This window comes from Devosia sp., from assembly GCF_014860165.1.
Lineage (GTDB): Bacteria > Pseudomonadota > Alphaproteobacteria > Rhizobiales > Devosiaceae > Devosia.
In genome coordinates, this window is the sequence record NZ_JACZKG010000071.1 from 1 (window position 1) to 25,079 (window position 25,079).

Genomic DNA, 25,079 nt, shown 5'->3' on the forward strand with positions numbered 1-25,079 from the left:
CCCCGGTAATCCCCTTCGTCCGCGAACACGGCGGCGGGGATGATGCGTAGCGCCACCTAACCGCCCTCGTGGCTCATCCTGAGCCTGTCGAAGGACGAGGTCGCGGCACGGCGCCGACTAAAACAGCGGCGGCACGCTGGCGATTGGCACCAGGCCCGAGAATATCGCGCCGGCCCGGAAATTGAGCTGGTTGGCATGCGCGCCCTCCGCCGTCGGCGTCCCCAGCACCAGCGTGCGCCACGGCTCTTCGAGCAAGGGGCCGATGCGCTCGGCCACCCCGGTCGAGGTGATGCCGATGGACCCGTCGAGCGTGCCCTGCGGATCGAGCCGCAACTCGCCCTGCGCGTCGAGTACCGAATCGGCATCCGTGCCGCGGATGGCGACGATCTTCAGCGCCCCGCCGGCCTGCTGCAGGCTTTGCAGCAGCAGCGGATCGCCCCAATTTCTGATATCATCGGGTAGTCCCGACAGTTCGAGCTGGATTTCCGCATTGGTGTCGGTCAGCGTCAGCCCCGGCCAGACCAGGGTCTGGGCGCGCGCATACAGCGCCAGCGCCGCCAGGCGCCGCGCGCTGTCATGCTGCTCGGGAATATCGAACAGATGCACCTCCACCAGCGGACTCTGCGCGATGACCGCGTCACCAAACAGCGTATCGGACCAGACCACGTCCTTGGCCGAGATCGAGCCGCGGGCAATGCGCCAGTTGTCGAGCCGCATGCTGGCTTCCAGCCCCGACCAGGCCACGCCATTGCGCGTGCCGGTGAAGCTGTCGGTGAGCTGCGCCGGCCCCAGCGCCGAAGCCAGCATATGGGTGGGCGCATAGACGCGCACGCTCGCCCTTATGCCGGGCACATCTACCACGAGGTCGCCGCTGACGATGCGGGCCGTGCCGCAATCGACATCGAAGCGGAACGGAAAGCCTCCCACATCAAGCGTCTGGCAGCTGACATTGGGCGCGGTGACGCCATCGGCCAGCGCCAGGGCCTCGACATTCTGCCGGACCATGCCGGCCAGCACAAACCATGCCGCGCTCCACAGCACGACCACTGCCACCACGACGCTGCCAAGAATGATGATTCGTTTTTTCATGGGCGGCACTCTTACCTGCGCGGGCCGAGGGACCAAAGCGCCATCGCTGCCGCTTGCCGATATTCACCGCCGGCAAATCCGGGTCGCAACATCATTGCATGACCTCTATCGACACGGGGGCAATTGCCTTGGACGGCAAGCAAGCCTAGATTTCTGTTCGGGTTATGGCGATGAGCGATTTGGAATACACAGCGACCCACTGGGTCTTCGGCTACGGTTCCCTCATCTGGAATCCGGGATTTCCCCATGTGTCGGCGCAGCAGGGCCTGCTCCGGGGCGCCCATCGCAGCCTCTCGATTGTTTCCCATCACCATCGCGGCACGGTCGAGCAGCCCGGCCTGGTCTTTGGCCTCACCCGTGGCGGTGCCTGCCGCGGCATGGTGTTCGAAGTTGCCGACGCGCAGTGGCCCGATGTCTACGCCTATCTCCATGAGCGCGAACAGGTCACCTCGGTCTATCGCGACGTCATGCGGCCCGTTCGCCTGGCCGATGGCCGCGCCATCAAGGCGCTCGCCTTCCTGGTCGATGAGCGGCACGAGCAGTTCGCCGGCCATCTGAGCCTCGAGCAGCAATTGGCCATGGTGCGCGCGGGCGTCGGCATTTCGGGCCGCAATGTCGACTATGTGCTCAACACCTATAAATATCTGCGCGAGCTGGGCATTCGCGATCGCCAGCTGATGGCCCTGGCCGATCTGCTGGCAAAGGAAGCGGCCTGAACCTTCGAGACCTCATGGTGAGCCTGTCGAACCACGAGGTCGGGCACCACCATCCTGCCACGACCTCGTCGTTCGACAAGCTCAGGATGAGGTCTACCGGCAATCAAAGCGCCAGCCGGCCGCCCTCGCCCACGCAATTGGCCCGCTCGCCATATTGGGCAACGCGCTCCTGGATAATCCCCGCAATCCGCACCATCCCGGCCGATGGCCGTCCAGGCTGCCGCAGCAGCGGATTGGGCAGGGCCGTCACCAGCAGGGTGGCCGTACGCCAGTCGAGATCCTGAGGCACGATGCCGAAGGCCCGGCGCGCGCCCGCGGCCACGCCGAACTGCCCCTCCGGCCCCCATTCGGCGATGTTGAGATAGATTTCCATGATCCGGCGCTTGGGCAACACCAGGTCGATATAGAGCGCCAGCGGCACTTCCAGCGCCTTGCGGACCGGGCTCTGCCCGTTCCACAGGAACAGGTTGCGCGCCACCTGCATGGCGATGGTCGAGGCGCCGCGCGCCTCCTCGCCATCAAGGAAATTCTGCACCTCCTCGCGCAGCGCCCCCAGATCGACGCCCCAATGCCGGCAGAACTGGCCGTCCTCCGAAAGGATCACCGCCGCCTTGAGCCGGTCCGAAATATCGCCGATTTCGCGCCACTCGCGATCCACCGGCCGGCCCGTGAGATAGCGCTCGAGCATCGGCACCGATACCGGGTCGACGAAGACATAGACCGGCGTCAGCACGACCGGGATGGCGACCAGCACCGCCGCAACAAGACCAAGCCAGCGCAGAATGCGCCACATGCCCCGCGGTTTGCGTCGTCTTGCCATGCCCATCCAATACCCACCGCGCCGTTCCCGCGAAAGCGGGAATCTCTGCTGGGTAGAGTGACCGCGCGAACCTCCCCCTCCTCGATCGTCACCCTCGGGCTTGACCCGAGGGCTCTCCACTTTGCTTCACGCACGGCAAGTGTAGTGTCCTCGGGTCAAGCCCGAGGATGACGTCCGGTAGTTGGGAGGCGCCCACCGACAAGCACTTGCCGCCCCTCCCCCAAACCAGCTAGCAACATCCCCATGTACGATTTCCCCGCAGACCTGACCGATGTGGCCAGCGCCGTCGAAACCGCGCTGGCGCAGCAGCTCGATAATGCGCGCCTGTCCGGCCCCGGCCCTGCCCCCGGGCGGCTGGTCGATTCCATGCGCCATGGCAGCCTCGAAGGCGGCAAGCGCCTGCGGCCGCTGCTGGTGCGCCAGGCCGCCGCCATCTTCAATATCCCCGCATCCCAGGCGCTGACGGCCGGGCTCGCGGTGGAAATGGTCCACTGCTATTCGCTCGTCCACGACGACCTGCCGGCCATGGACGATGATGATATCAGGCGCGGCCGCCCCACCGTGCACAAGGCCTATGACGAAGCCACCGCCATCCTTGCCGGCGACGCGCTGCTGACCCACGCCTTCGGCCTCCTGGCCGATCCGACCTGCCACCCCGATCCCGCCGTGCGCATCGCCCTGGTGCGTGAACTGGCTGCCGGTTCCGGCGCCGGCGGCATGGTCGGCGGGCAGATGCGCGACATCGCGGGCGAACAAGCGGGCCTCGCCGCCGATGAGATTTCGACCATGCAGGCCATGAAGACCGGTGCCCTCATCCGGGCCAGCGTGCGCATCGGCGCCATTCTCGGCGGCGCCGATGCCAGGGCACTCTCGGTGCTCACGGTCTATGCCGAGGCCGCCGGCCGCGCCTTCCAGCTCGCTGACGATATCCTCGACGTAACGGCGACGGCCGAGACCATGGGCAAGGCCACCGGCAAGGACGCGACCCATGGCAAGCAGACGCTGGTCGCCCAGCTTGGCCTCGAGGGCGCCCGCGCCCGGCTGAACCAGACCGTCAGCGAGGCGTTGTCCGCGCTGCGCACCTTCGGCCCCAAGGCCGACGGCCTGCGCGCCACCGTGCGCTATTTCGCCAGCCGGGAGCACTGACTTGGCCATACTCGACAGCATCAATATCGGCCAGCCGCGGACCATTCCGACCAAGTCGGCCAGGACAGGCATCTATAAGGAGCCCGTTCCCAGCGCCACCCTCACCACACAGGGGATCGAGGGCGACGCGGTGATGGACCGCAGGCACCATGGTGGCGTCGATCAGGCGGTCTATCTCTATTTTGCCGACGACTATGCCTGGTGGAGCCAGGAACTCGGCGAGACCGTCGCACCCGGCACCTTCGGCGAAAACCTGACGCTATCAGGTGTCGAGGGCCGCTCCGTCGCCGTGGGCGATCGCTTCAACATCGGGCCGGTAGTAATCGAAGTTACCAGCCACCGCACGCCCTGCAATGTCTTCGCCCTGCGCATGGGCGACCCCAAATTCGTCCGGCGCTTCCACAGAGCCGGCCGCCCCGGCGCCTATTGCCGCGTTATCACCCCCGGCGTGATCGAGGCCGGCAAGCCGGTGACCTGCCAGCTCTACGCCGGTGAGCGGATCACCGTCTCCGAGTTGATGTCGACGCTCGATGGCGCGCGCGATGTCGATCCTGCTTTCCTGCGCCGGGCCCTGACCGCTCCGGTGCATTACAAGATGCGCGCCGATTTCGAAGACCGCCTCGCCCGCCTGTTCTGAAAGCCCGCCCTCATGAGCCTTGCCTCCGTCCAAGCCGACCTTGCCGCTCGGGCACCCGACCTTGCCGTCGAAGTTACCGACGCCTCCACTGCCACCGTGCAGCTCGCCGCAGCCGTGCATGGTTGCGAGCCCGGCCAGATCGCCAAGACCCTGTGCATCCGCGTGCGCGACGAGGAATTCCTGCTGGTGACGCGCGGCGATGCCCGGCTGGACAACCAGAAATCCAAGGCGGCCTTTGGCGGCCGCCCGCGCATGCTGGGCGCCGAGGATGTGCTGCGTTTGACCAGCCACCCCGTCGGCGGCGTCTGCCCCTTCGGCCTGCCTGATCAGCTGCCGATCTACCTCGATGTTTCGATCAAGGTCTATGACGTGATGATCCCCGCCGGTGGCGACACCCACGCCTCGGTCACCCTCAGCGTCGCCCGCCTCGCCGAACTCTGCGGCAACAAATGGGTCGACGCCTGCGTGCCGCCAGGTGCCGTCGAGGCGGAGTAGCCTACTCCGCCGCCGACCGCGCTCCGGTGCCGAACTTGCGCTCGATATAGTCGGCCACCATTACCTTGAACTGGTCCGCCACATCGGCCCCGCGCAGGGTCGCGACCTTCTGGCCATCGACGAAAACCGGCGCGGCCGGGGTCTCGCCCGTGCCCGGCAGCGAAATGCCGATATTGGCATGCTTGCTCTCGCCCGGCCCGTTGACGATGCAGCCCATGACCGCCACCGACAGCGTCTCGACCCCCGGATAGCGCTCGCGCCATTCCGGCATCGAGGTGCTGAGATGATCCTGGATATCCTTGGCCAGCGTCTGGAACGTGGTCGACGTCGTCCGCCCGCAACCCGGGCAGGCCGCGACCACAGGCAGGAACTGGCGGAAGCCCATGGTCTGCAGCAGCTCCTGCGCCACCTTGACCTCGGTAGTGCGATCACCACCCGGCTCGGGCGTCAGCGAAATGCGGATCGTGTCGCCGATTCCCTGCTGCAGCAAAATGCCCAAAGCCGCCGACGACGCGACCACGCCCTTGGTGCCCATCCCTGCCTCGGTCAGCCCCAGATGCAGCGCATAATCACACCGCGCGGCCAGGTCCTGATAGACCGCAATGAGGTGCTGGACGTCGGAGACCTTGGTGGACAGGATGATCCTGTCGCGCCCCATGCCCAGCTCCTCGGCGCGCCGCGCCGACAGCAAGGCCGACTGGATGATCACCTCGCGCTGCACCGCCGCCGCCGTAACCGGCTCCGGAGAAGCCGCATTCTCGTCCATCAGCTTGGTGAGCAGTTCCTCGTCGAGGCTCCCCCAGTTCACCCCGATGCGCACTGGCTTGTTGTAGCGATTGGCAATCTCGATCAGCGTCGAGAACTGCGTATCGCGTTTGGCCTTGAAGCCCACATTGCCCGGATTGATGCGATATTTCGCCAGCGCCTCGGCACAGGCCGGATGATCAGTGAGCAGCTTGTGGCCGATATAGTGGAAGTCCCCCACCAGCGGCACGTCATAGCCCATCAAGGCCAGTCGATCGCGGATGATCGGCACCGCCGCCGCCGCCTCGTCGCGATCGACCGTGATGCGCACGATTTCCGAACCGGCGCGGGCCAGCTGCATCACCTGCTTCACGGTCGCGTCGATATCGGCCGTATCGGTATTGGTCATCGACTGCACGACGACGGGCGCGCCGCCGCCGACCATGACGCCGCCGACATCCACACCAACAGATTGCCTGCGCATTGCCGGCCCAGCCATCAAACACCTCGAACTTGGAGAGGCAGAAATAAGCCTGCTAGGTTAGAGACGCAATGTTTCTCGATTGTGTCGAAGGGACGCGGCCCGGCTCGTCGTCTGACAGAAGACACTAGGAGCCCAAAGAATGTCGTTCCAGGCCTATATCGACAATATCGAGAAGCAGACGGGCATCGGCCCCGACGAATTCATCCGCCTCGCCACCGAGAAGGGCCTGACTCGGCCCGGCACCAAGGCCACGCCGATCACCGATTGGCTCAAGGCCGAATATGGCCTGGGCCACGGCCACGCCATGGCCATCGTCAAGCTGCTGCGCGACCGCGGCGTGCTCACCTGATGCCGATGTGATCGGCCCGGCCTTGAACCATGCCGGGCGAGGACCATTTAATGGGCATGATGAACATGCTCCTCCCCCGCCTCGTCCTCTTCCGCAAGGAAGTCGTCCAGCTCTGGAAGGCCTTCTTCGCGCCCGAAACCCCGCTCCACCTCAAGGCCGCGACCCTGTTCGTCGCCTTTTACCTGGTCAACCCGATCGATCTCATCCCCGACCTCATTCCGTTCCTGGGCTGGGTGGATGACATCATCCTGGTGCCGCTGATGGTGAGCTGGATCGTCTCGCGCCTGCCGGTCAAGGTCCGCGCCGACCACCGCGAGCGCAACGACCGCACCATCGACGGCCGCGCGCGTCGGCTGTAGACGCCCGCTCCCTTCCCCCTGAGGGAAGGGGACGACATGACGCGTTCAGCGAAGGTCAGCGTGAGGCGTGCCGCGCTCGCTGCTAGGCGTTGCGCGCCTTCCACCACACCAATATCCCGTTGCTCGGCATGAATGGGATATCCAGCACCAGCTTCTTGCCCTCGAAATAGGGCTCGGTATGCAGAACCTTGGACTTGGGGTGGATGGCGCGGTAGCCGACCTCGTATTCGGCGTCCCGGTATTTCAGGTAGACCTCCATCTTCTCGCAGAATGAGAAGTTTGTGAAAATCTCGTTGTCGATGCCGAACCGCGGCTTGCGATCAGAGACCATGACGCGAACCTGGTCGCCCGGACTTAGCGCATAGTGCTCCGCCAGTTGTGCGTAACGCGGATCTCCTGCCGTCCTGTCATAGACAAGGTCGAAATCCGGTTGGCCCGACCGCTTTATGAAGATCGCGTAGGTTACTATACCGAACTTTTCCTCGGGGAAGTTCTTGAGGAAATGCGCGGCAATCATGTCTTCGCCAAAACTCGTATAGGGCGGATGCCAGTCATATGTCTCCCGCCTGGTATTCTCGAACAGGGCCTCGGCTTCGAAGTGGAGAGCCGTATACTTGCCCATCGCCTTGAGTTCAAAAGTAAGCTTCTGATGGCGCTTGAGAATTTTCGAACTGAGGATGAACTCCTCCAGTTCGTCCGTTATCGAGGTCGGCAGGTCGGTTGCCAGTAGATGGGATAGAACCGCGCGCGTCGACAGTCGCCGCTCGGCAATTTCAAGGTCGCTCTTTGTCCTGCGGTATTCGTTCTTGACGAAGTCGCTGAAGTCCTTCTTCTCCCGACGATCAACAACGACGATGATCACGTGGGCGATGACGAAAGCGAAGCCGAACTCGGTGATGCCTGCAAAGGCTATCTTTTGCCAGATGTTGCTATGATCGACCAGAAGGCCCAGGCTGACGCCAAGCGCGATCAGCAGGAGCCCCAAGTACAACTGCCAGCCCAGGTAAGAACTAAACCCGGATTCTCTTCCATCCGCCAAATCTGTCACAATCTATCCCTCCATAGACCTGAGGTAAGATAGACTATTGGGCGTCCGTTAGGAATGAGTAGTATATCTGCTGCAGAACGTCCGCGCATTAAGGTGAAAAGGCCCGGTCTCCCGGGCCTTCTGCTTATTCGAACCGCACCAGCAAATCCTTGGCGTCGATCTGGTCGCCCGGCTTGATCAAGAGTTCCGCGATCACGCCATCCACCTCGGCATGGATGGCGGTCTCCATCTTCATCGCTTCGATCGAGCACAGCACGTCGCCGGCCGTGACATGTTGCCCCTGCTTGACCGCCAGCGTCGAGATCACCCCCGGCATGGGCGCGCCCACCTGCTTGGGGTCGCCCAGGGCCGCCTTGGCCCGCACCTTGACGTCGCCCACCTTGAGCCGGTCCGGCACCAGGATAGTGCGCGGCTGGCCATTGAGGTCGAAGAACACGCGCACTTCGCCCTTTTCATTGGTGGGAGCGCGGCCGAGATATTGCAGCACCAGCGTTTTGCCCTTCTCGATATCGACGAAGAGCTCATCGCCTTCCGAAAGGCCGTAGAAATAGACCGGCGTCGGCAGGACTTCCGTCGGCCCATAGCGCTCCTGGGTCTTTTCGAAATCCGAATAGACCTTGGGATACATGAGATACGAGGCCAGCCGGAAATCGTCGATCGGGTGTCCCACCTCGTCTGATATCTTCTTGCGCTCGGCCTCGAGATCGACGGGCTTGAGATAGGAACCCGGCCGCTCGGTGATCGGCGCCTTGCCCTTGAGCACCTTCTTCTGCAGCGCCTTGGGGAAGCCGCCCGGTGGCTGACCCAGATCGCCGGCAAAGAAGCCGACTACGGAGTCCGGGAAGGCGATATCGCGATTGGGATCTTCCACATCGGCGCGGGTCAGCCCGGCCGAAACCATGGCCAAAGCCATGTCGCCGACCACCTTGGACGATGGCGTCACCTTGACGATATCGCCGAACATCTGGTTGACGTCGGCATAGGTCTGCGCGACCTCGTGCCAGCGCGTTTCGAGCCCCAGCGAGCGCGCCTGTTCCTTGAGATTGGTGAACTGCCCACCGGGCATTTCGTGCAGATAGACTTCCGAAGCCCCGCCCTTGAGATCGCTTTCAAAGGCCCGGTACTGGGTGCGCACAGCCTCCCAATAGAACGAGATCTGGCGGATCGCCTTTGCGTCAAGCCCGGGGTCGCGCTCGCCACCGGCCAAAGCCGCGACGATCGAGCCCAGCGTCGGCTGGCTGGTGGTGCCTGAAAGAGCATCCATCGCCGCGTCGATCGCGTCGACCCCCGCATCCACCGCCGCCAGCACCGTGGCCGAAGCAGCGCCCGACGTGTCATGCGTATGCAGGTGGATCGGCAGGCTGGTCTCGTTGCGCAGCGTGGCGATCAGCTTGCGCGCCGCGGCGGGCTTGAGCAGACCCGCCATGTCCTTGAGCCCCAGCACATGCGCGCCGGCCTTTTCCAGTTCCTGTGCCAGCCCGACATAGTATTTGAGGTCATACTTGGCGCGGTTGGGGTCGAGGACATCACCGGTATAGCAGATGACGCCCTCGGCGACCTTGCCCTCCTCGATGACCGCATCGAGCGAGACGCGCATGTTCTCGACCCAGTTGAGGCAATCGAACACGCGGAAGATGTCGACGCCGCCGGCCGCTGCCTGCTTGACGAAGAACTTGACGACATTGTCGGCATAATTGGTGTAGCCCACGCCATTGCTGCCGCGCAGCAGCATCTGCGTCAGGATATTGGGCGCGCCTTCGCGCACCTTGGCCAGCCGCTCCCACGGATCCTCGTTGAGGAAGCGCATCGACACGTCAAACGTCGCCCCGCCCCAGCATTCCAGCGAAAACAGGTTGGGCAGGCCCCGGCTATAGGCCTGGGCAATGCGGGTAATGTCGAACGAGCGCATCCGCGTGGCGAGAAGCGACTGGTGGGCATCGCGCATGGTGGTGTCGGTGAACAGCACCCGGCTCTGCTTCTTCATCCACCTGGCGAGCGCCTCCGGACCATCCCGGTCCAGGATCTGCCGGCTGCCCTCGATGGCGCTGAGAACCGGGAATTCCGGCACGACAGGCGCCGCGGCCTCGGCCGGCGGCCGCGGCCGATCGCGCACTTCGGGGTGCCCGTTGACCGTGACGTCGGCGATATAGCTCAGAAGCTTGGTCGCGCGATCCCGGCGCGGCTTGAAGTTGAAGAGCTCCGGCGTCGTATCGATGAAGCGCGTCGTGTAGCGGTTCTCGACGAAGTCAGGATGGGTGATGATGTTTTCGAGGAAGGCCAGGTTGGTCGCGACCCCGCGGATGCGGAACTCGCGCAAAGCGCGGTGCATGCGGGCAATCGCCTCCTCGGCACTCGGCGCCCAGCAGGTGACCTTTTCCAGCAGTGGATCGTAATAGCGGGTGATCACCGCTCCCGCATAGGCCGTGCCGCCATCGAGGCGAACGCCAAAGCCGGTGGCGCCGCGATAGGCGGTGATGCGGCCATAGTCGGGGATGAAGTTCTGCTCCGGGTCTTCGGTGGTCACCCGGCATTGGATGGCATTGCCGTTGAGGTGAATATCCTCCTGCAGCGGCACGCCTGATTCCGGCGTACCGATCACAGCGCCATCGAGCAGATGGATCTGCGCCTTGACGATGTCGATGCCGGTCACTTCCTCGGTGACGGTGTGCTCCACCTGGATGCGCGGGTTCACTTCGATGAAGTAGAACTTATCGGTATCGGCATCCATCAGGAATTCGACCGTGCCGGCGCCACGATAATTGGCGGCATTGCCCAGGCGCACCGCTGCGTCGGTCAGTTCCTTGCGCACGGCTTCCGAAAGGTAGGGGGCCGGCGCCCGCTCCACCACCTTCTGGTTGCGCCGCTGCACCGAGCAGTCGCGTTCATAGAGGTGGACGAGGTTGCCATGGTCGTCGCCGATCAGTTGCACCTCGACATGGCGCGCCCGCTCGATCAGCTTTTCGAGATACATCTCGTCCTTGCCGAAGGCGGCCTTGGCCTCGCGCTTGCCCTCGGACACTTCGGCGATCAGGGTGCTCTCGTCCATGATGCGGCGCATCCCGCGCCCGCCGCCGCCCCAGCTGGCCTTGAGCATCAGTGGATAGCCGATCTCGGCGGCCAGCTTCTTGATGGTTTCCGGATCATCCGGCAGCGCCTCGGTGGCCGGCACCACCGGCACATTGGACGCGATGGCCATGTTGCGCGCCGCAACCTTGTTGCCCAGGTCACGCATGGTCTGGGCGCGCGGGCCGATGAAGATAATGCCGGCATCCTCGCAGGCATCGACGAATTCCGGCGACTCCGACAGCAGCCCATAGCCGGGATGGATCGCATCGGCGCCCGAAATGCGGGCAATGCGAATATATTCGTCGATCTGCAGATACGCCTCGACCGGCCCCTTGCCCTTGCCGATCAGATAGGCCTCGTCGGCCTTGAACCGATGCAGGGCCAGCTTGTCCTCTTCGGCATAGGCCGCCACCGTCTTGAGCCCGAGCTCATTGGCGGCGCGGAACACGCGGATGGCGATTTCGCTGCGGTTGGCGACGAGGATTTTCTTGATCGGCATATAGGTCCGTCCGAGCAGGAGGGGTTGGGGACCCATGACGGGTCCGGCTCAGGTAGTCACGGACGGCAGGGACGGTTGACCGCCCAACCGTCGCGGGCAGATCTAGTCGCGGCTGAGATGGCCGGCGAGATGGCTCATATCGTAGCCGGCCTCGGCCGCCTCGCGAATGATTTCCCCCGCATCCATCGTTCCGGCCTGGCTCAGCGCCCACAACGTGGTCGAGCGCGTTCCTGATCGGCAGAAGCAGAAGACCGGACCCGCGCTCCCCTCGAGCACGGATTTGGTCCTTTCGACCATGTCGGGGGAAACCCCTTCACGGCCCAGTGGAATGAAATGGTAGGCGAGTCCGGCAGCCTTGGTGGCCGCCTCGATTTCAGCGCCCGCGGGCTGGTCGGAGGATTCCCCGTCGGGGCGATTGTTGATGATGGCGACGAAACCGGCGGCTTTGAGCGCTGCGATATCAGCGGGCTGAATCTGCCCCGATACGCTGACATGATCGTTGATCCGCTTCAAATCCAAGGCGCTACTCCCGCTGCCGCATCAAGGCTTCCCGGGCCCCTTATATCCGCGCGCTCGCGTCGGACGCAACTGCGACAGAAGGATGGCTGTCGTGAACCTGTCGCGCTGATCAACCCACGCCTGGCGTGTATCGGGCCAGCGCCTTTATCACCTGCTTGGCGGTCACCCGGCCGATCTGCTGGCCACCCTCGTCCACCACACCCACCCACTCGTGCTCGGCGAACAGGGGCAACACGTCCTCGCAGCGCGCATCCTTGGGCACCGAGTGCTCACAGGGCTCGTGCGCCCCCCGTTCCATGATCGATCGAACATGGATGGCCCGCGCCTTGTTCACATCGCGCACGAATTCCTCGATATGCGCGTTGCCCGGGCGCAGCACGATATCCTCCGGCTTGCCCTCCTGCTGCACCGCACCATCCTTGAGCACGGCGATGCGGTCGCCGATCTTGAGCGCCTCGTCGAAATCGTGGGTGATGAACAGGATGGTCTTGCCCAGCGACTTCTGCAGTTCGATCAGCTGATCCTGCATGCCAGAGCGGATCAGCGGGTCGAGCGCGGAAAAGGCCTCGTCCATCAGGATGATGTCGGTATCCATCGCCAGCGCCCTGGCGAGGCCCACCCGCTGCTGCTGACCGCCCGAAAGCTGGCGCGGCCGGCTCTGCTCATAGCCGGAGAGGCCGACAATCTCGATCCACTTGGCGGCCTCTTTCAGCCGTTCGGCCTTGCCCATGCCCCGCACTTCGAGGCCATAGGCTACATTGTCGATCACCGAGCGATGCGGCAGCAGACCGAATTTCTGGAACACCATGGCGATCTGGCTGCGCCGATAGGTGCGCAACTCGTCCAGGCTCATCTTGAGCACGTCAGTGCCATTGACCACGATTTCACCGGCGGTCGGCTCGATGAGCCGGTTGACATGGCGGATCAGCGTCGACTTGCCCGAGCCGGACAGTCCCATGACCACATAGATCTGTCCCTTGGCGATATCGAGGGAGACATTGTCCAGCCCGACGACATGGTTGGTTTCGGCCTGCACCTCCGCCTTGGACTTGCCCGACTGCAGCAGCGTCAGGGCACCGGCTGCGTCGTCTCCGAAAATCTTGGTGACGCCGCGCATGGCGATGGCGAGGTCTTGCCGTGTATCGATCGCATTCATGTCAGCGTGCCTCCGCCAGGCCGATGCGGGCCTGCAATTGTTTGCCAAAGGATTGGGTCACGCGATCAAAGATGATCGCCAGGGCGACAATGCCCAGCCCGGCGAAGAGGCCCCGGCTGACTTCAAGCCGTCCGATGCCCTGCAGCACCTGGTAGCCCAGGCCACCCGCCCCGATCATCGAGGCGATCACGACCATGGACAGCGCCATCATCGTCGTCTGGTTGACGCCGGCCAGGATCGTCGGCAGCGCCAGCGGAATCTGTACGCCCAGCAGGCGCTGGCGCGGATTGGTGCCAAAGGCACGACTGGCTTCCATCACCGCCGGATCGACCGAGCGCAGGCCCAAATCGGTCAGCCGCACCAGGGGCGGGGAGGCATAGACGATGGTGGCGATCAGCGCCGGGATCTTGCCGGGGCCGAAGATCATCACCGTGGGAATGAGATAGACGAAGCTCGGCAGCGTCTGCATCAGGTCGAGCAGCGGGGTAATGGCCTTGCGCACATTGAGCGAGCGGCTCATCCACACGCCGACCGGAATGGCGATGACGATGGCCGTGATGGTCGCCGCGATCATCAGCGCTGTGGTGGTCATTGCATCTTTCCACAGGTCCATCACCCCCAGGAACAGCAGCGAAACCAGCACGGTCACCGGCAGCTTCCAGCCCCGGGTTGCCAACCACGCTATGGAGACCAGCACGGCCATGATCAGCCACCAGGGCGTGGCGACCAGCAGGTTCTCGATGGCCTTGAGCAGCATCAGCAGCGGATAGGCCGCCGCTTCGAACTCGCCGCCCCAGTTGCGCACGACCCAGTTAAGGCCATCATCGACAGCGCGGCGCAGCGGGCGGGTATCAATCAGTTCTGGAAACACGCTTTTTCTCTCTTGGAGCTTGGGCGCGCGATGCCGGAAAGCGTTCCTCTGCGCCTTCGGGCATCACGCGGAAAACGGCCGGGTCGTAACCCGGCCGTCCTGACTTGCCACTGTGAGGCAGCACGTTAGCTAAGGCTTGCCTTGACCTTTTCGGCCACCTCGGGCGACACCCAGCCGCTCCACAGGTCTTCCTTGGTCAGAAGGAAATTCTCGGCCGTGGCTTCGGCATCAGCCTGGTTCTCGTCGCCATAGACCAGCAGTTCACTGATCTCGGCATTGGTCAGGCCAACCTTGCTGAAATACTCGGCGACAGCCGGCGCTTCTTCCTGCAGCCATGCCGCGGCGCCAACCACCGCGGGCGAGCTCGGATAGGCTGTCTTGCCGGCCGGCTTGTCGCAATCGGGGTCGGTATTGCAGGCATAGACGGCCTGGTCGGGCTCACCCATGTCGAGCTGCACCGCATCATACTTGCCCAGGATGGCCGTCGGCCCCCAATAGTAGAACAGGATCGGCTCTTCCCGCGTGAAGGCGCGGGCGATCGAGGCATCGAGCGCCCCGCCTGAACCCGGCGAGAACAGGTTCCAGGTCTCTTCCATGTCATAGGCCTCGAACAGCGCCGAAGTGGACAGTTCGCAGGCCCAGCCCGGCGGGCAGGAATAGATGCGGCCCTGCTCAGGATCTTCTGGATCGGCGAAGAGGTCCGGGCGGGCGATGACGGCTTCCGCAGTCGTCAGCTCGGGATGCGCGTCCTGCACATAGCGGGGGATGAACCAGCCTTCCACCGTGCCATCGGTAATGGCCTCGGAGAGCTGCACGACCTCGCCGGCCGCAATGCCTTCGGCCCAGGGCTCTTCGATGGCGCTGGTCCACAGCTCCGGCGCCACGGCTGGGGTGCCGCGTGTCAGCATGGACGATGAGGTGGGAACGGTATCGCCGGTCACGATCTCGACGTCGCAGCCAAAGCCGGCTTCGAGAATGGTGGCGTGAATATGGGCCAAGGCGGCCGCGGAGGGCCAGGTCATCTCGGCAATGTCGATGGTGCGGTCGGTGCCGCAGGCAGCGGCGTCGGTGTCCTGGGCCGTTGCGGGAAGACTGATTGCAGACAAAAGCGCAACAGCCATCGCGGCGGCAATGCCACCGGATTTCAATATCATCAGGTCGTCTCCTGGATTTATGTGATGCCGGACTATATTGCCAGCAATATCTCGTTGTCAAATTGACAGATACTTCGACATAGTCTGTTGTCGACTCGTCGGTTTTCTTGGCATCATGACGAAGTTATACAATAGATCAACTATAGAATACGCAAAACTTGCTCATCGAAGTTTTTGTGGATTGACCGTAAATTGCCAAGCAAGAAAAACTATTTTTGGCCGCCGCGATTTTGCCGCAAAGCTGCCCGTTTCCGGCTGGCGCGCACGACTGGCGGAGCTGCGCTTGTTCAGGGCGGCCGGGCCTGGCGCAGTTACGCGGGCTCTCGGCGACGTTTCAGGCAGCAACCGAGCTTGCGGCCCTTTCCAGGGCGCGCGGGCGGCCGAGCAGATAGCCCTGGAAGCTCGTGCAGCCGGCCTGGCGCAGCAGCGTGAACTGCTCCTGGGTCTCGATACCCTCGGCCACCACTTCAACCGGCAGGGCGCGGGCGATATCGCAGACGGCCGAGACGATCATGCCGTCAATGCGGCTGCTGCCCATATTGGCGACATAGCTGCGATCGATCTTGATGATGTCGAAGGCAAAGCCGCGCAGATATTGCAGGCTCGCATGCCCGGCGCCGAAATCGTCGATGGCGATGCGCACGCCCAGCTTGCGCAGCGCCGCCAGGTTGGCCATCTCGATATCGCCGGCATTGAGCGGCACGGTCTCGGTCACTTCCACGATGATCGAGCGGGGGTCGGTGCTGGTTTCGTCGAGGATGGCCACGAAGCTGCGCGCGAAATCGGCATGGCGCAGCTGCACCGGCGAGACGTTGACGGCAACCGGCAGCCCGCCCAGATCCGGCAGATCGTTGCAGGCGCGACGCAGCACCCATTCGCCCAATCTGCCGATAAGGTCGCTTTCCTCGGCGATCGGAATGAACTGCGCCGGTGGTATCATGCCGCGAACCTGGTGGCGCCAGCGCACCAGCGCCTCATGCGAGCGAATGGTCATGTCGGCGCCGAATACCGGCTGGTAGTGCAGCTCCAGCTCCTCCATGAGCAGGGCAGCGCGCAGCTCGCGTTCCACGAAGCGCCGGTGGCGTTCATCGCCCAGCATGTCGGAGTCAAAGCTCACCACCGCGTGGCGGCCGTTCTTCTTGGCCTTGTAGAGCGCCAGGTCGGCCTTCGAGATCAGGTCCGCGGTGTCGACCGCATCCTGGGGCGACAGGGCCACCCCGATCGAGGCCGAGAGCCGCACCGGCCGGCCGGCAATGCTGACCGGGCGCTCCAGCGCGCGCAACAGCGCCTCGCCCAGCCGGCGCAGGGCCGCCTTGTTGTCATGGCCCGGTATCATGATGCCGAATTCGTCGCCGCCCAGCCGCCCGACAACGGCGCCCGGCGCCACCTGGTCGATGACGCGGGTCAGATGGACCAGCGCCGCATCGCCCGCGGCGTGGCCGGCGGTGTCATTGAGAATCTTGAGATTGTCCATGTCCAGTTGCAGATAGCCCACCGGCGTCTGCGAGCCGTGAAACACATGCACGGCCAGCGCATCCAGAAAATAGGCGCGCGTGAACACCCCCGTCAGCGCGTCGCGATGGCTCTGCGCCTGCGCCTGCTGCACCTGCCGCTGAATGTCCCTCAGATGCCGCGACAGCCAGTGATGACCATAGCCCAGAATGGCCAGCAGCAGCAGGCCGCTCAGCAGGCTCCCCGCGGGCAGCATGTCGATGAACGTCGCATCCGCCAGCCCGAAAAACACCATTCCCCGCGCCGCGATAATGCCAAGCACAACCAGGGTCACCGCCACGGCGATGCGACGATAACCAGCGAGAATGACGGTGAAATCGGGTTTCATGATCGGCAGCGTCCGGACAGGTTGCCCCATCTAGCGGCACCAAATCTGAACACGGCGTTAAGCGCCCAGAAAATTGTATATAAAACAAATGGTTAGCAACGCCAAGCCGGGCAATATACGACAACTCGATGACAGTGATGCGACGCCTATTGTGCCGGCGTGCCCACCCAGCCCTGCCAGATGTCCTGCCGCTCGGCGACGAACCGGTCGGCAATCCCCTCGACGGTCGCGCCAGGCTCGTTCAGTGCGGCCAGCAGGTCATTCATCTCGGCGAGGGCAAGGCTCGAGCGCTGGAAATAGCCCGCAATCTCGGGAATGTCGGTGAAAACCCATTCGGCCAGCGCCACCACCACCGTCTCGCTGGGAAAGGCGCTGGGCACCGGTGTCGGGCAGGCCACCCGCGCCAGGCACTTGGCCGCCTCTTCATCATAGGCGCCCATGTCGAGCGGCACGAAGTTGAATTGGCTGAGCACCGCATTGGGCTGCCAGTAATAGAACAGGATCGGCTCGCTGCGGCTCACTGCTTCGGCAATCAGCGTATCCATCTCGAAGCGGGTCGCCGGCTCGACCATGTCCACCATGCCGCTCAGCCCCAGCGCCCGCACCAGGTTGCGGTTGATCAGGGCGCAGGCCCAGTCGGGCGGGCAGGAGATGAACCGCACCGGCGCCCCGGCATTGAGGGTCGGCAGCGCCACGGCGAGACCGGCCGCCGCCACCAGTTCGGGATGCGCCAGCGCCACATAGTCCGGCATGAACCAGCCCTCGAACTGCGTCTCGACATAGGTGGGCGCCGCCGGCCGCAGCATCTGTGCCTCCGTCCCGGCATTCCACACATCGGCCACGCGGGTCGCCCACATTTCGGGCGCCACGGCCGGCTGCCCGGTCGAGCCCATCGACGATGCCGTGGCCCCCAGGTCTCCCGGCGCCACCTGCACGTCGCAGCCATAGGCGCGCACCAGGATGCGGGCATGGATTTCGGCCAACAGTTCGGCCGAGGGCCAGCCCATGCGGGCAATGCTGAGCGGCTGGGTGCCGCAAGGTGGCGGCGGCGGCGCCGCTTCGGAAGCCGGCGCATCCTGGGCCTGGTCGAGCACGGTGATCTGGGCGAGAGCCGGCGCCGCCACCAGCATGGCGACCAGCATCAACCCCGCCTGCAATAGCCTCGCCTTCATGCCGCCACGCCTCCTCAGGGGCCTCACTCTATGCAAAAGTCGCCCCCGTTAAGCAACAGCCGCGGCACGCCGAATTCCCAATCAATACAAGGTGACTCCGGCCAATCAAATGTGCAACATTCGCCGCAGCGGGGCGCGGGTTGCGCCCCCTTTATCGCGTCGTTCCGTGCGAAAAGACTGGCTCGGCCAAGAGCCTCTCGGCGGATCGACCCAGCAGAGGGACGTACATGCTCAATCTCAAGAACACCCTGACTCTGGCCGTTGCCGCCTCGACCCTTGCCGTCGCCGCGCCAGCCATTGCCCAGGATACCGGTGCCACCATCGGTTTCATCGGCGGCTTCACCGGCCCCATCGAATCCCTGACCCCGCCGATCTTTGCCGGCGCCGAGCTGGTCGTGAAGCAGGTCAATGAACAGGGCGGCATCCTGGGCGGCGAGCTCAAGATCGTTTCCGCCGACGGCGCCTGCGACGCCACCGCTGCCGCCGCGGCCGCCGACAAGGTGATCAACACCGACAACGTCGTGGGCATCGTCGGCGCGCTCTGCACCGGTGAAACCATCGGCGCCTTCAACGGCTCGGGCCTTTCGGGCAATGTCGTGTTCATCTCCCCGGCCTCCTCGGCCCCGGCTTTGACCACGCTGGAAGACAACGACCTCGTCTACCGCACCACCCCCTCGGACGCGCTCCAGGGCGTGAAGCTGGCCGAACTCCTGCTCGCCAAGGGCGTCAAGGACATCGCCATCACCTATGTCAACAATGACTACGGTAAAGGCTTCGCCGATGCCCTGAGCGCTGCCTACACCGCCGGCGGCGGCACCGTGGCGGCCAATGTCGCCCACGAAGAAGGCAAGGCCGATTACCGCGCCGAGCTGGGCAACCTGGTCGCCTCGCAGAACCTGGTGATCCTGGCCTATGCCAACGCCTCGGGTAACACCGTGCTGCGCCAGGCTGTCGAATCCGGCAACTTCACCCTCTATGTCGGTGGTGACGGCATGGTCGGCGACGACCTGCTCTCGGGCATCGACGCTGCCGCCGTCGAAGGCCTCGTCGCCACCCGCGCCGGTGCCCCTGAAGGCGCTGCCGTCGACATCTACAACGCCTTCGCCAGCGATGGCTTTGTGGCCAACGCCACCTACGCCCCCCAGGCATACGACGCCGCATTCCTGCTGGCTCTCGCCATCGAGAAGAACGGCTCGGCCACTCGCGAAGGTCTCTCGGCTGCCCTGCGCGAAGTCGCCTCGGCGCCCGGCGAGAAGATCCTGCCCGGCGAGTGGAGCAAGGCTGTTGAGCTGATCAAGGCCGGCACCGACATCGACTATGAAGGCGCCGGTGGCGCGCTCGACTTCGACGCAGCCGGCGACGTGGACGGCATCATCGTCGAACTCGCCGTCGAAGGAGGCGCTTTCGTCGAGAAGGGCCTGATCCAGTAATCTGGATCCGCTGAAATCCGAAGGCCCGGGAGCGATCCCGGGCCTTTTTTGTTGGAGGAGCCCATGCCCGATCCCGAAACACTCAAATTCTACGCCGACAATGCCGCGACCTATGTGCAGCATGCCCAGCGCCCCACGCCGCAGCTCGCCGGCTTCATGGCGCGCCTGCCCTCGGGCAGCACCGTGCTCGAACTGGGCACCGGCAATGGCCGCGACGCCGCCGCCATGCTGGCATCAGGCTTTGCCGTCACCCCCGTCGGACGCCTCGCCGGAACTGGCGGCAGAGGCCCAGGCGCGGCTCGGCTGCCCCGTGCGCATCATGGCCTTCCACGAACTCGATGATGTCGCCGCCTATGACGGCGTCTGGGCCTGTGCCTGCCTGCTGCACGCCCCGCGCGAGGAACTAACCGACGACCTCGCCCGCATCTTCCGCGCCTTGCGCCCCGGCGGCGTGCTGACCGCCAGCTTCAAGGCCGGGAACAGTGAAGGCCGCGACCGCTTTGGGCGCTACTACAACTATATCGACGCCGACCAGCTCCGGGCCCACCTGGCCGCATCAGGCGCATGGGCCAGCCTGGACATCACCGAAAATGACGGGTCTGGCTATGACGGCGAGCCGACCCGCTGGCTCTGGGTCGAGGCGCGCAAGCGCGGCTGATATCAGGCTCTGCCTGCGGGCCAGGCTTTGCTATGGTCGCCTCGGGCCGAACGAGGGGAAGAGATCATGGCGCGACTGCAATATTCGATCAACGTCACGCTCGACGGCTGCTGCGACCATATGGCCATCGTGGCCTATCCGGAAATGCATGAGTTCTGGTCCGACGTCATCACCAGTGCCGACGCCCTGCTCTATGGCCGTGTCACCTATCAGATGATGGAACCGGCGTGGCGGCCGATTGCCGAGACCGGCGTGGTGCCCGACGGCACGCCCGGCTGGGTCATCCCCTTCGCCCAGTCCATCCACAAGGCCCGCAAGTTCGTGGCATCGACAACGCTGACCGAGGTCGATTGGAACGCCCGTCTGCTGCAGGGCGATCTAAAAAGCGCCGTGGAACAGCTCAAGCGCGAGGAGGACGGGATCATTTCCCTCGGTGGCCTCAACCTCGCCCGCTCGATCGCCGCCCTGGGCCTCATCGACGACTTCGTCTTCCTCGTCCACCCGCGCATTGCCGGACACGGGCCGACCCTGTTCTCGGGCCTGCTTTCCCCCCTCGACCTGACCCTCAAGAGCCAGCGCAGCTTTGCCTCAGGCGCCATAGCCCTGACCTATGAGGCGAAACACTGAGGCGGCACATTTGGTGGCCCGAAATGCTGCAGTCGACACCCTCCCCCTTTGGGGGCTCCGAGCCGGCCGCAGACAAAATCGCTCCGGTGGAGCGATTTTAGGTGACGAGGCCTTGAGGGTTGTGCCCGGAAGGCTGGATCAAGGATGGGGGTAGTTTGGCCCCCGGTATGGCCTAAGCGTCCCGCCGCACCGCTTCCGGAATCAGCCCCTTGGGCGCAAAGCGCAGCGCTATGGTGATCACAAGGCCCAGCACGAACACGCGCATCTGCGCCGAGCGCGACTCGATTTCCGGAATCGCGCCCCAGCCGACATTGGTCGACCAGTAGCTCACATTCTCGAAGATCACCTTGGCCAGCGGCTCGGACACCACCCAGACCAGCCAGATCAGCACTGCGCCGAACACGGCGCCCCAATTGTTGCCGGCCCCGCCCACGATGATCATCACCCAGATCAGGAACGTGTGGTTGATTGGCTGGTAGCTCGATGGATCAAAGATCTGCGTGAAGCTAACCAGCATGGCGCCCCCAATGCCCATCAGCACCGAGCCGAACACGAAGATTTCGAGCTGCCGCGCCGTGACGTTCTTGCCCATCGAGGCGGCGGCGATGTGGTTGTCGCGGATGGCCCGCATCATGCGGCCCCAGGGGCCGGAATAGGCGCGGGAGATCAGCCACATGGCAATGGCGAGAACCACCAGAGCCAGCAGCAGGAAGCCGCCGCGCGCCAGCAGCAGCGAGGCGAACTGGTCCGAGCCGGTGGCCTGATAGGCCTGCGGCAGCGGCGTCGGCCACGGGATCGGCGACACCGTCAGCGTACCGCGCGTCAGCCAGTCCATGTTCTTGATCAGCGCCCGGATGATCTCGGAAATGCCGATCGTGGCAATGGCCAGGTAGTCGGTGCGCAGGCCCAGCGCGATCTTGCCGACGATGAAGGCGATGACCGCCGCCAGCACCCCGCCGAACAGCCAGCCCAGCACCGGATGCGCCCCCAGCCCGCCGACAAAGCCGGCATTGGCCTCGATATAGGCCGCGGCCGGGTCGATCTGGCTGCGATAGATGACATAAGCCACGAACCAGGCGAGCACGGTGACGAAGCTCTTCCAGCCGCCGCGAATGCCCAGCCTGTCGCTCTTGCGCGCGCCATAGACGAGCAGCGCCCCGGCGGCAAAGGCCAGCAGCGCCCGCCCCAGCAGCATCGGGCCGTCCGAGCCCCAGAACTGCGGATTGACCGGATAGGAGATGAAGGTGACCGCAAAGCCGCCCAGCATCAGGAACCCCATGATGCCGAAATTGAACAGCCCGCCATAGCCCCACTGGATATTGAGGCCCAGCGCGATCAGGCTATAGGCGGCGGCTTCGACCAGGCGCGACGAGGTAAAGGGCATGCCCATCAGCCAGCCGATCACCAGGATCAGCACGAACAGCCCGGCAAAGAGAGTAAGCGAGCGCCGGATCATGACGAGGCTCCCTTGAAGATTCCCGTGGGCCGCACCAGCAGCACCACCACCAGGATGACGAAGGCCACGGTGAGCTTGTATTCGGTCGGCACCAGCGCCAGCGTGGCCGGCAGCTGCAGCCATTCGGGCAGCACCGCATTGAGCGGCCGCAGCACCATGGTCCAGTTGAACACGGCCAGCGACTCGGCAAAGCCGATCAGCAGGCCCCCAGCAATGGCGCCATAGGCCTGGCCCAGGCCGCCCACGATGGCGGCGGCAAAGATCGGGATGATGATGTTGAAGGCCAGGTCCGGCTTCAGCGTCACGTCCAGCGCCAGCATGGTGCCGGCCATGCAGGCCAGCGCTCCGGCGACGATCCAGGTCACCCGCACCACCAGCGCCGTATTGATACCCGAGACCTGCGCCAGGTCGGCATTGTCGGCCATGGCGCGCATCGCCTTGCCCAGCCGCGACCGGGTCAGGAAGAAATGCAGCGCCAGCACGGAAATGAGCGTCACCACGATCATCAGCAGCTGCGGCTCGGTAATCACGAGCGGCCGTGTCGATCCCAGGAACGTCGTGTCGATGCGGAACACGTCCTTGGTTTCGGTCTCGAAGAACGACCAGGAGCCGGCGCCGAAGAACAGCCGGATCAACCCCTGCACCATCAGCGTCACCCCGATCGAGGCAATGAGCAGCGTCACTGGCCTCACCCCGCGCTGGCGCAGCGGCGCATAAAAGCCCTTGTCGATGCCCAGCGCGAAGATGGCCGACAGCACCATGGCGATCGGCAGCACCACGAACCCGGTCGGGATCGGCGTCACGATTCCCCAATGGGCAAACAGCAGCGCCAGCAGGAACGCGAAGAAGGCGCCCGAGGTCATCAGTTCCGAATGGGCAAAATGGGCAAAGCGCAGGATGCCGAAAACCAGCGTGATGCCGACAGCACCCAGGGCATAGATGCAGCCGAGCACCGCGCCCGCAATGACCACCTGGTTGATGAAGAAGATGAATTCGGTCATGCGGATGCCTCAGCGGCGCACGGCACATTTCCCACCCACGGCGTCATTCCCGCGCAGGCGGGAATCTCCGTTTCGGGTTGGCGCTGTAAACAGGGATTCCCGCCTGCGCGGGAATGACGTGGTGGGTTGGGCTGGGCCTGATGCAACATCATCAACCCCCCAAAAAGCTCTTGGCGACTTCGGGGTCGGCAATGAGTTCGGCGCCCGTGCCGGTGAAGCGGTTCTGCCCGCCCGCCAGCACGAAGCCCTTGGAGGCAAAGGCCAGCGCCTGCCGCGCATTCTGCTCGACCATGAGAATGCCCACGCCTTCCTTGTTGACGCGCACGATGGTCTCGAAAATCTCGATCACATAGCGCGGCGACAGGCCCGCCGAGGGCTCGTCCAGCATCAGCAGTTTCGGCTTGCTCATCAGCGCCCGGCCCATGGCCACCATCTGCCGCTGCCCGCCCGACAATTCGCCCGCCGGCTGCTTGCGCTTCTCGGCCAGCACCGGGAACATCTGGTAGACCCAGTCCATCGTGCCCTTGAAATCGTCGCGCCGGGTGAAGGCGCCCATTTCGAGGTTCTCCTCGACGCTCATCGAGGTGAAGACGTTCTTTTCCTGCGGCACGAAGCTCAGGCCCATCGGCACCAGCGCATCGGGCAGCGAGTTGGCGACATTCCGGCCGCCGAATTCGATCGTGCCGCCGGTCACCTTGAGCAATCCGAAGATGGCCTTGAGCGTCGTCGATTTGCCTGCACCATTGGGCCCAACGATGACGCCGATATCGCTCTGCTCAATGGCCATGTTGACGCCATTGAGGATCGGCGCCCCGCCATAGCCGCCCACGACATTCCTGAGTTCGATCAGAGCCATGCACGGGTCTCCCGGAAAAGTGGGAACCGGTTTTCGGACAAGGAGACCCGCATCAGGAGACCGCCTCCACGGGCGTGCCGAAATAGGCTTCGACGATCTGGGGATTGGCGCGGATTTCGGCCATCGGACCCTCGGCGATCTTCTCGCCCTGCGCCATGACGATGACCGGGTCGCACAAACGCCCGATCAGGTCCATGTCATGCTCGATGACGAAGAAGGTGTAGCCCAGTTCCTTGTTCATGCGCTCGATATTGCTGGCCAGGTCATTGAGCAGCGTCTTGTTGACGCCGGCCGCTACTTCGTCGAGCAACACCACCTTGGCATCCACCATCATGGTGCGGCCCAGCTCGAGCAGCTTCTTCTGCCCGCCACTGAGGTTCCCGGCCAGCTCGTTGCGTACATGGCCCAGCTTGAGAAAGTCGATGACATCGAGCGCCTTCTTGCGCACCTCGGTCTCCCGCGATCTGCTGAGACCCGGGCGGAACCAGGCATTGCCCAGATACTCGCCCGGCTGGTCGCCCGGCACCATCATCAGGTTTTCCAGCGCCGTCATGTTGGAGAATTCATGCGCGATCTGGAAGGTGCGCAGCATGCCCGTGCGGAACAGCTGATGCGGCTTGAAGCCGGTCACATCGGCACCGTCAAAGATCACCGAGCCCTCGTCGGGCACGATATTGCCGGCCACGATGTTGAACAGGGTCGACTTGCCCGCCCCGTTCGGCCCGATCAAGCCGGTCACCGAACCGCGCCGCACCGAGAGCGAGCAATTGTTCACGGCCGTCAGGCCGCCAAAGCGTTTGCTGACGTTGCGAACGTCAATCACCAAGTCAGAGGGCACCAAAGCCGTCCCGTTTCCCAAAAGCCATTCATGTCCGGTTCATCATCCG

The 25,079-nt window shown here is 64.2% G+C and carries 23 protein-coding genes and 1 pseudogene; 9 read left to right on the top strand and 15 right to left on the bottom strand.

The window, feature by feature from the left end:
• Positions 1–117: 117 nt before the first annotated feature.
• On the bottom strand, positions 118–1,089 hold the full coding sequence (locus IH615_RS17335) for a DUF2125 domain-containing protein (protein WP_291363809.1): 972 nt from the start codon (positions 1,087–1,089) through the stop codon (positions 118–120).
• A gap of 170 nt (positions 1,090–1,259) precedes the next feature.
• On the opposite strand from IH615_RS17335, the gene IH615_RS17340 reads away from it, so the two are divergent.
• Positions 1,260–1,805, top strand: a complete 546-nt coding sequence (locus IH615_RS17340; protein WP_291363811.1) for a gamma-glutamylcyclotransferase — start codon at positions 1,260–1,262, stop codon at positions 1,803–1,805.
• Between the two features lie 103 nt (positions 1,806–1,908).
• On the opposite strand, the gene IH615_RS17345 is transcribed toward IH615_RS17340, so the two are convergent.
• Positions 1,909–2,598 carry a transglycosylase domain-containing protein gene (locus tag IH615_RS17345; RefSeq protein WP_291363813.1) on the bottom strand — a complete coding sequence of 230 codons (690 nt, stop codon included), beginning with the start codon at positions 2,596–2,598 and terminating at the stop codon, positions 1,909–1,911.
• A gap of 270 nt (positions 2,599–2,868) precedes the next feature.
• On the opposite strand from IH615_RS17345, the gene IH615_RS17350 reads away from it, so the two are divergent.
• The 3 genes from IH615_RS17350 to IH615_RS17360 are packed head-to-tail and all read left to right on the top strand — an operon-like array spanning position 2,869 to position 4,903.
• Positions 2,869–3,771, top strand: a complete 903-nt coding sequence (locus tag IH615_RS17350; protein WP_291363814.1) for a polyprenyl synthetase family protein — start codon at positions 2,869–2,871, stop codon at positions 3,769–3,771.
• Position 3,772: 1 nt separating this feature from the next.
• A complete protein-coding gene (locus IH615_RS17355; protein WP_291363816.1) occupies positions 3,773–4,408 on the top strand; it encodes an MOSC domain-containing protein in 636 nt (211 codons plus the stop codon).
• 12 nt (positions 4,409–4,420) lie between these two features.
• Positions 4,421–4,903, top strand: coding sequence for a YbaK/EbsC family protein (locus tag IH615_RS17360; RefSeq protein ID WP_291363818.1), 483 nt, complete (start codon positions 4,421–4,423; stop codon positions 4,901–4,903).
• A gap of 1 nt (position 4,904) precedes the next feature.
• Here the strand turns inward: IH615_RS17360 and ispG are convergent, their stop codons facing one another.
• Positions 4,905–6,146 carry a flavodoxin-dependent (E)-4-hydroxy-3-methylbut-2-enyl-diphosphate synthase gene (gene ispG, locus IH615_RS17365; protein ID WP_291363820.1) on the bottom strand — a complete coding sequence of 414 codons (1,242 nt, stop codon included), beginning with the start codon at positions 6,144–6,146 and terminating at the stop codon, positions 4,905–4,907.
• Positions 6,147–6,270: 124 nt separating this feature from the next.
• On the opposite strand from ispG, the gene IH615_RS17370 reads away from it, so the two are divergent.
• Together IH615_RS17370 and IH615_RS17375 are read left to right on the top strand one after the other, a co-directional pair.
• Complete coding sequence (locus IH615_RS17370; RefSeq protein WP_291363822.1) at positions 6,271–6,480, top strand: DUF4287 domain-containing protein; 210 nt, start codon at positions 6,271–6,273, stop codon at positions 6,478–6,480.
• Positions 6,481–6,536: 56 nt separating this feature from the next.
• The gene (locus IH615_RS17375; RefSeq protein WP_291363824.1) at positions 6,537–6,839 is read left to right on the top strand and encodes a YkvA family protein; all 303 of its coding nucleotides are present in this window, start codon (positions 6,537–6,539) and stop codon (positions 6,837–6,839) included.
• Positions 6,840–6,921: 82 nt separating this feature from the next.
• Here IH615_RS17375 and IH615_RS17380 read toward each other — a convergent pair whose 3' ends face one another.
• From IH615_RS17380 to IH615_RS17415, 8 genes are all read right to left on the bottom strand, one after another.
• Positions 6,922–7,887 carry a hypothetical protein gene (locus IH615_RS17380; protein WP_291363825.1) on the bottom strand — a complete coding sequence of 322 codons (966 nt, stop codon included), beginning with the start codon at positions 7,885–7,887 and terminating at the stop codon, positions 6,922–6,924.
• A 124-nt stretch (positions 7,888–8,011) separates the two neighbouring features.
• The gene (gene pyc, locus IH615_RS17385; protein WP_291364130.1) at positions 8,012–11,452 is read right to left on the bottom strand and encodes a pyruvate carboxylase; all 3,441 of its coding nucleotides are present in this window, start codon (positions 11,450–11,452) and stop codon (positions 8,012–8,014) included.
• A gap of 102 nt (positions 11,453–11,554) precedes the next feature.
• Positions 11,555–11,971 (bottom strand): TIGR01244 family sulfur transferase, encoded by a 417-nt coding sequence (locus tag IH615_RS17390; RefSeq protein ID WP_291363826.1) that lies wholly within the window; start codon positions 11,969–11,971, stop codon positions 11,555–11,557.
• A gap of 109 nt (positions 11,972–12,080) precedes the next feature.
• A complete protein-coding gene (locus tag IH615_RS17395) occupies positions 12,081–13,127 on the bottom strand; it encodes a betaine/proline/choline family ABC transporter ATP-binding protein (RefSeq protein WP_291363827.1) in 1,047 nt (348 codons plus the stop codon).
• 1 nt (position 13,128) lies between these two features.
• Complete coding sequence (locus IH615_RS17400; protein WP_291363828.1) at positions 13,129–13,998, bottom strand: proline/glycine betaine ABC transporter permease; 870 nt, start codon at positions 13,996–13,998, stop codon at positions 13,129–13,131.
• Between the two features lie 125 nt (positions 13,999–14,123).
• Positions 14,124–15,152 carry an ABC transporter substrate-binding protein gene (locus tag IH615_RS17405; RefSeq protein ID WP_291363829.1) on the bottom strand — a complete coding sequence of 343 codons (1,029 nt, stop codon included), beginning with the start codon at positions 15,150–15,152 and terminating at the stop codon, positions 14,124–14,126.
• A 334-nt stretch (positions 15,153–15,486) separates the two neighbouring features.
• Positions 15,487–17,022 carry a bifunctional diguanylate cyclase/phosphodiesterase gene (locus tag IH615_RS17410; protein ID WP_291363830.1) on the bottom strand — a complete coding sequence of 512 codons (1,536 nt, stop codon included), beginning with the start codon at positions 17,020–17,022 and terminating at the stop codon, positions 15,487–15,489.
• A 116-nt stretch (positions 17,023–17,138) separates the two neighbouring features.
• A complete protein-coding gene (locus IH615_RS17415; protein WP_291363831.1) occupies positions 17,139–18,164 on the bottom strand; it encodes a glycine betaine ABC transporter substrate-binding protein in 1,026 nt (341 codons plus the stop codon).
• Positions 18,165–18,391: 227 nt separating this feature from the next.
• Between IH615_RS17415 and IH615_RS17420 the strand changes: the two genes are divergently transcribed.
• From IH615_RS17420 to IH615_RS17430, 3 genes and pseudogenes are all read left to right on the top strand, one after another.
• Positions 18,392–19,594 carry an ABC transporter substrate-binding protein gene (locus tag IH615_RS17420; RefSeq protein ID WP_291363833.1) on the top strand — a complete coding sequence of 401 codons (1,203 nt, stop codon included), beginning with the start codon at positions 18,392–18,394 and terminating at the stop codon, positions 19,592–19,594.
• Positions 19,595–19,657: 63 nt separating this feature from the next.
• A pseudogene (locus IH615_RS17425) lies at positions 19,658–20,252 on the top strand (class I SAM-dependent methyltransferase).
• A 66-nt stretch (positions 20,253–20,318) separates the two neighbouring features.
• The gene (locus tag IH615_RS17430; RefSeq protein WP_291363834.1) at positions 20,319–20,879 is read left to right on the top strand and encodes a dihydrofolate reductase family protein; all 561 of its coding nucleotides are present in this window, start codon (positions 20,319–20,321) and stop codon (positions 20,877–20,879) included.
• Positions 20,880–21,051: 172 nt separating this feature from the next.
• Here IH615_RS17430 and IH615_RS17435 read toward each other — a convergent pair whose 3' ends face one another.
• The 4 genes from IH615_RS17435 to IH615_RS17450 all read right to left on the bottom strand — a co-directional run bounded on the left by IH615_RS17435 (position 21,052) and on the right by IH615_RS17450 (position 25,015).
• The gene (locus IH615_RS17435) at positions 21,052–22,335 is read right to left on the bottom strand and encodes a branched-chain amino acid ABC transporter permease (protein WP_291363836.1); all 1,284 of its coding nucleotides are present in this window, start codon (positions 22,333–22,335) and stop codon (positions 21,052–21,054) included.
• Positions 22,332–23,336: a branched-chain amino acid ABC transporter permease gene (locus tag IH615_RS17440; protein WP_291363838.1), complete on the bottom strand. Its 1,005-nt coding sequence runs from the start codon at positions 23,334–23,336 to the stop codon at positions 22,332–22,334. The genes IH615_RS17435 and IH615_RS17440 overlap by 4 nt, the downstream gene beginning before the upstream one ends.
• A gap of 151 nt (positions 23,337–23,487) precedes the next feature.
• Positions 23,488–24,192 (bottom strand): ABC transporter ATP-binding protein, encoded by a 705-nt coding sequence (locus IH615_RS17445; protein WP_291363840.1) that lies wholly within the window; start codon positions 24,190–24,192, stop codon positions 23,488–23,490.
• Between the two features lie 52 nt (positions 24,193–24,244).
• Positions 24,245–25,015 carry an ABC transporter ATP-binding protein gene (locus IH615_RS17450; RefSeq protein ID WP_291364132.1) on the bottom strand — a complete coding sequence of 257 codons (771 nt, stop codon included), beginning with the start codon at positions 25,013–25,015 and terminating at the stop codon, positions 24,245–24,247.
• Positions 25,016–25,079: the final 64 nt, after the last annotated feature.

Excerpts from the sequence above, each read along its gene's own strand:
- IH615_RS17430 (WP_291363834.1), top strand. The coding sequence starts at position 20,319 with ATGGCGCGACTGCAATATTCGATCAACGTCACGCTCGACGGCTGCTGC.
- IH615_RS17415 (WP_291363831.1), bottom strand. The coding sequence starts at position 18,164 with ATGAAGGCGAGGCTATTGCAGGCGGGGTTGATGCTGGTCGCCATGCTG.
- IH615_RS17340 (WP_291363811.1), top strand. The coding sequence starts at position 1,260 with ATGAGCGATTTGGAATACACAGCGACCCACTGGGTCTTCGGCTACGGT.
- IH615_RS17350 (WP_291363814.1), top strand. The coding sequence starts at position 2,869 with ATGTACGATTTCCCCGCAGACCTGACCGATGTGGCCAGCGCCGTCGAA.
- IH615_RS17375 (WP_291363824.1), top strand. The coding sequence starts at position 6,537 with ATGATGAACATGCTCCTCCCCCGCCTCGTCCTCTTCCGCAAGGAAGTC.
- IH615_RS17420 (WP_291363833.1), top strand. The coding sequence starts at position 18,392 with ATGCTCAATCTCAAGAACACCCTGACTCTGGCCGTTGCCGCCTCGACC.
- IH615_RS17345 (WP_291363813.1), bottom strand. The coding sequence starts at position 2,598 with ATGTGGCGCATTCTGCGCTGGCTTGGTCTTGTTGCGGCGGTGCTGGTC.
- IH615_RS17445 (WP_291363840.1), bottom strand. The coding sequence starts at position 24,192 with ATGGCTCTGATCGAACTCAGGAATGTCGTGGGCGGCTATGGCGGGGCG.
- IH615_RS17395 (WP_291363827.1), bottom strand. The coding sequence starts at position 13,127 with ATGAATGCGATCGATACACGGCAAGACCTCGCCATCGCCATGCGCGGC.
- IH615_RS17370 (WP_291363822.1), top strand. The coding sequence starts at position 6,271 with ATGTCGTTCCAGGCCTATATCGACAATATCGAGAAGCAGACGGGCATC.
- pyc (WP_291364130.1), bottom strand. The coding sequence starts at position 11,452 with ATGCCGATCAAGAAAATCCTCGTCGCCAACCGCAGCGAAATCGCCATC.
- IH615_RS17435 (WP_291363836.1), bottom strand. The coding sequence starts at position 22,335 with ATGATCCGGCGCTCGCTTACTCTCTTTGCCGGGCTGTTCGTGCTGATC.
- ispG (WP_291363820.1), bottom strand. The coding sequence starts at position 6,146 with ATGGCTGGGCCGGCAATGCGCAGGCAATCTGTTGGTGTGGATGTCGGC.
- IH615_RS17335 (WP_291363809.1), bottom strand. The coding sequence starts at position 1,089 with ATGAAAAAACGAATCATCATTCTTGGCAGCGTCGTGGTGGCAGTGGTC.
- IH615_RS17405 (WP_291363829.1), bottom strand. The coding sequence starts at position 15,152 with ATGATATTGAAATCCGGTGGCATTGCCGCCGCGATGGCTGTTGCGCTT.
- IH615_RS17440 (WP_291363838.1), bottom strand. The coding sequence starts at position 23,336 with ATGACCGAATTCATCTTCTTCATCAACCAGGTGGTCATTGCGGGCGCG.
- IH615_RS17410 (WP_291363830.1), bottom strand. The coding sequence starts at position 17,022 with ATGGGGCAACCTGTCCGGACGCTGCCGATCATGAAACCCGATTTCACC.
- IH615_RS17360 (WP_291363818.1), top strand. The coding sequence starts at position 4,421 with ATGAGCCTTGCCTCCGTCCAAGCCGACCTTGCCGCTCGGGCACCCGAC.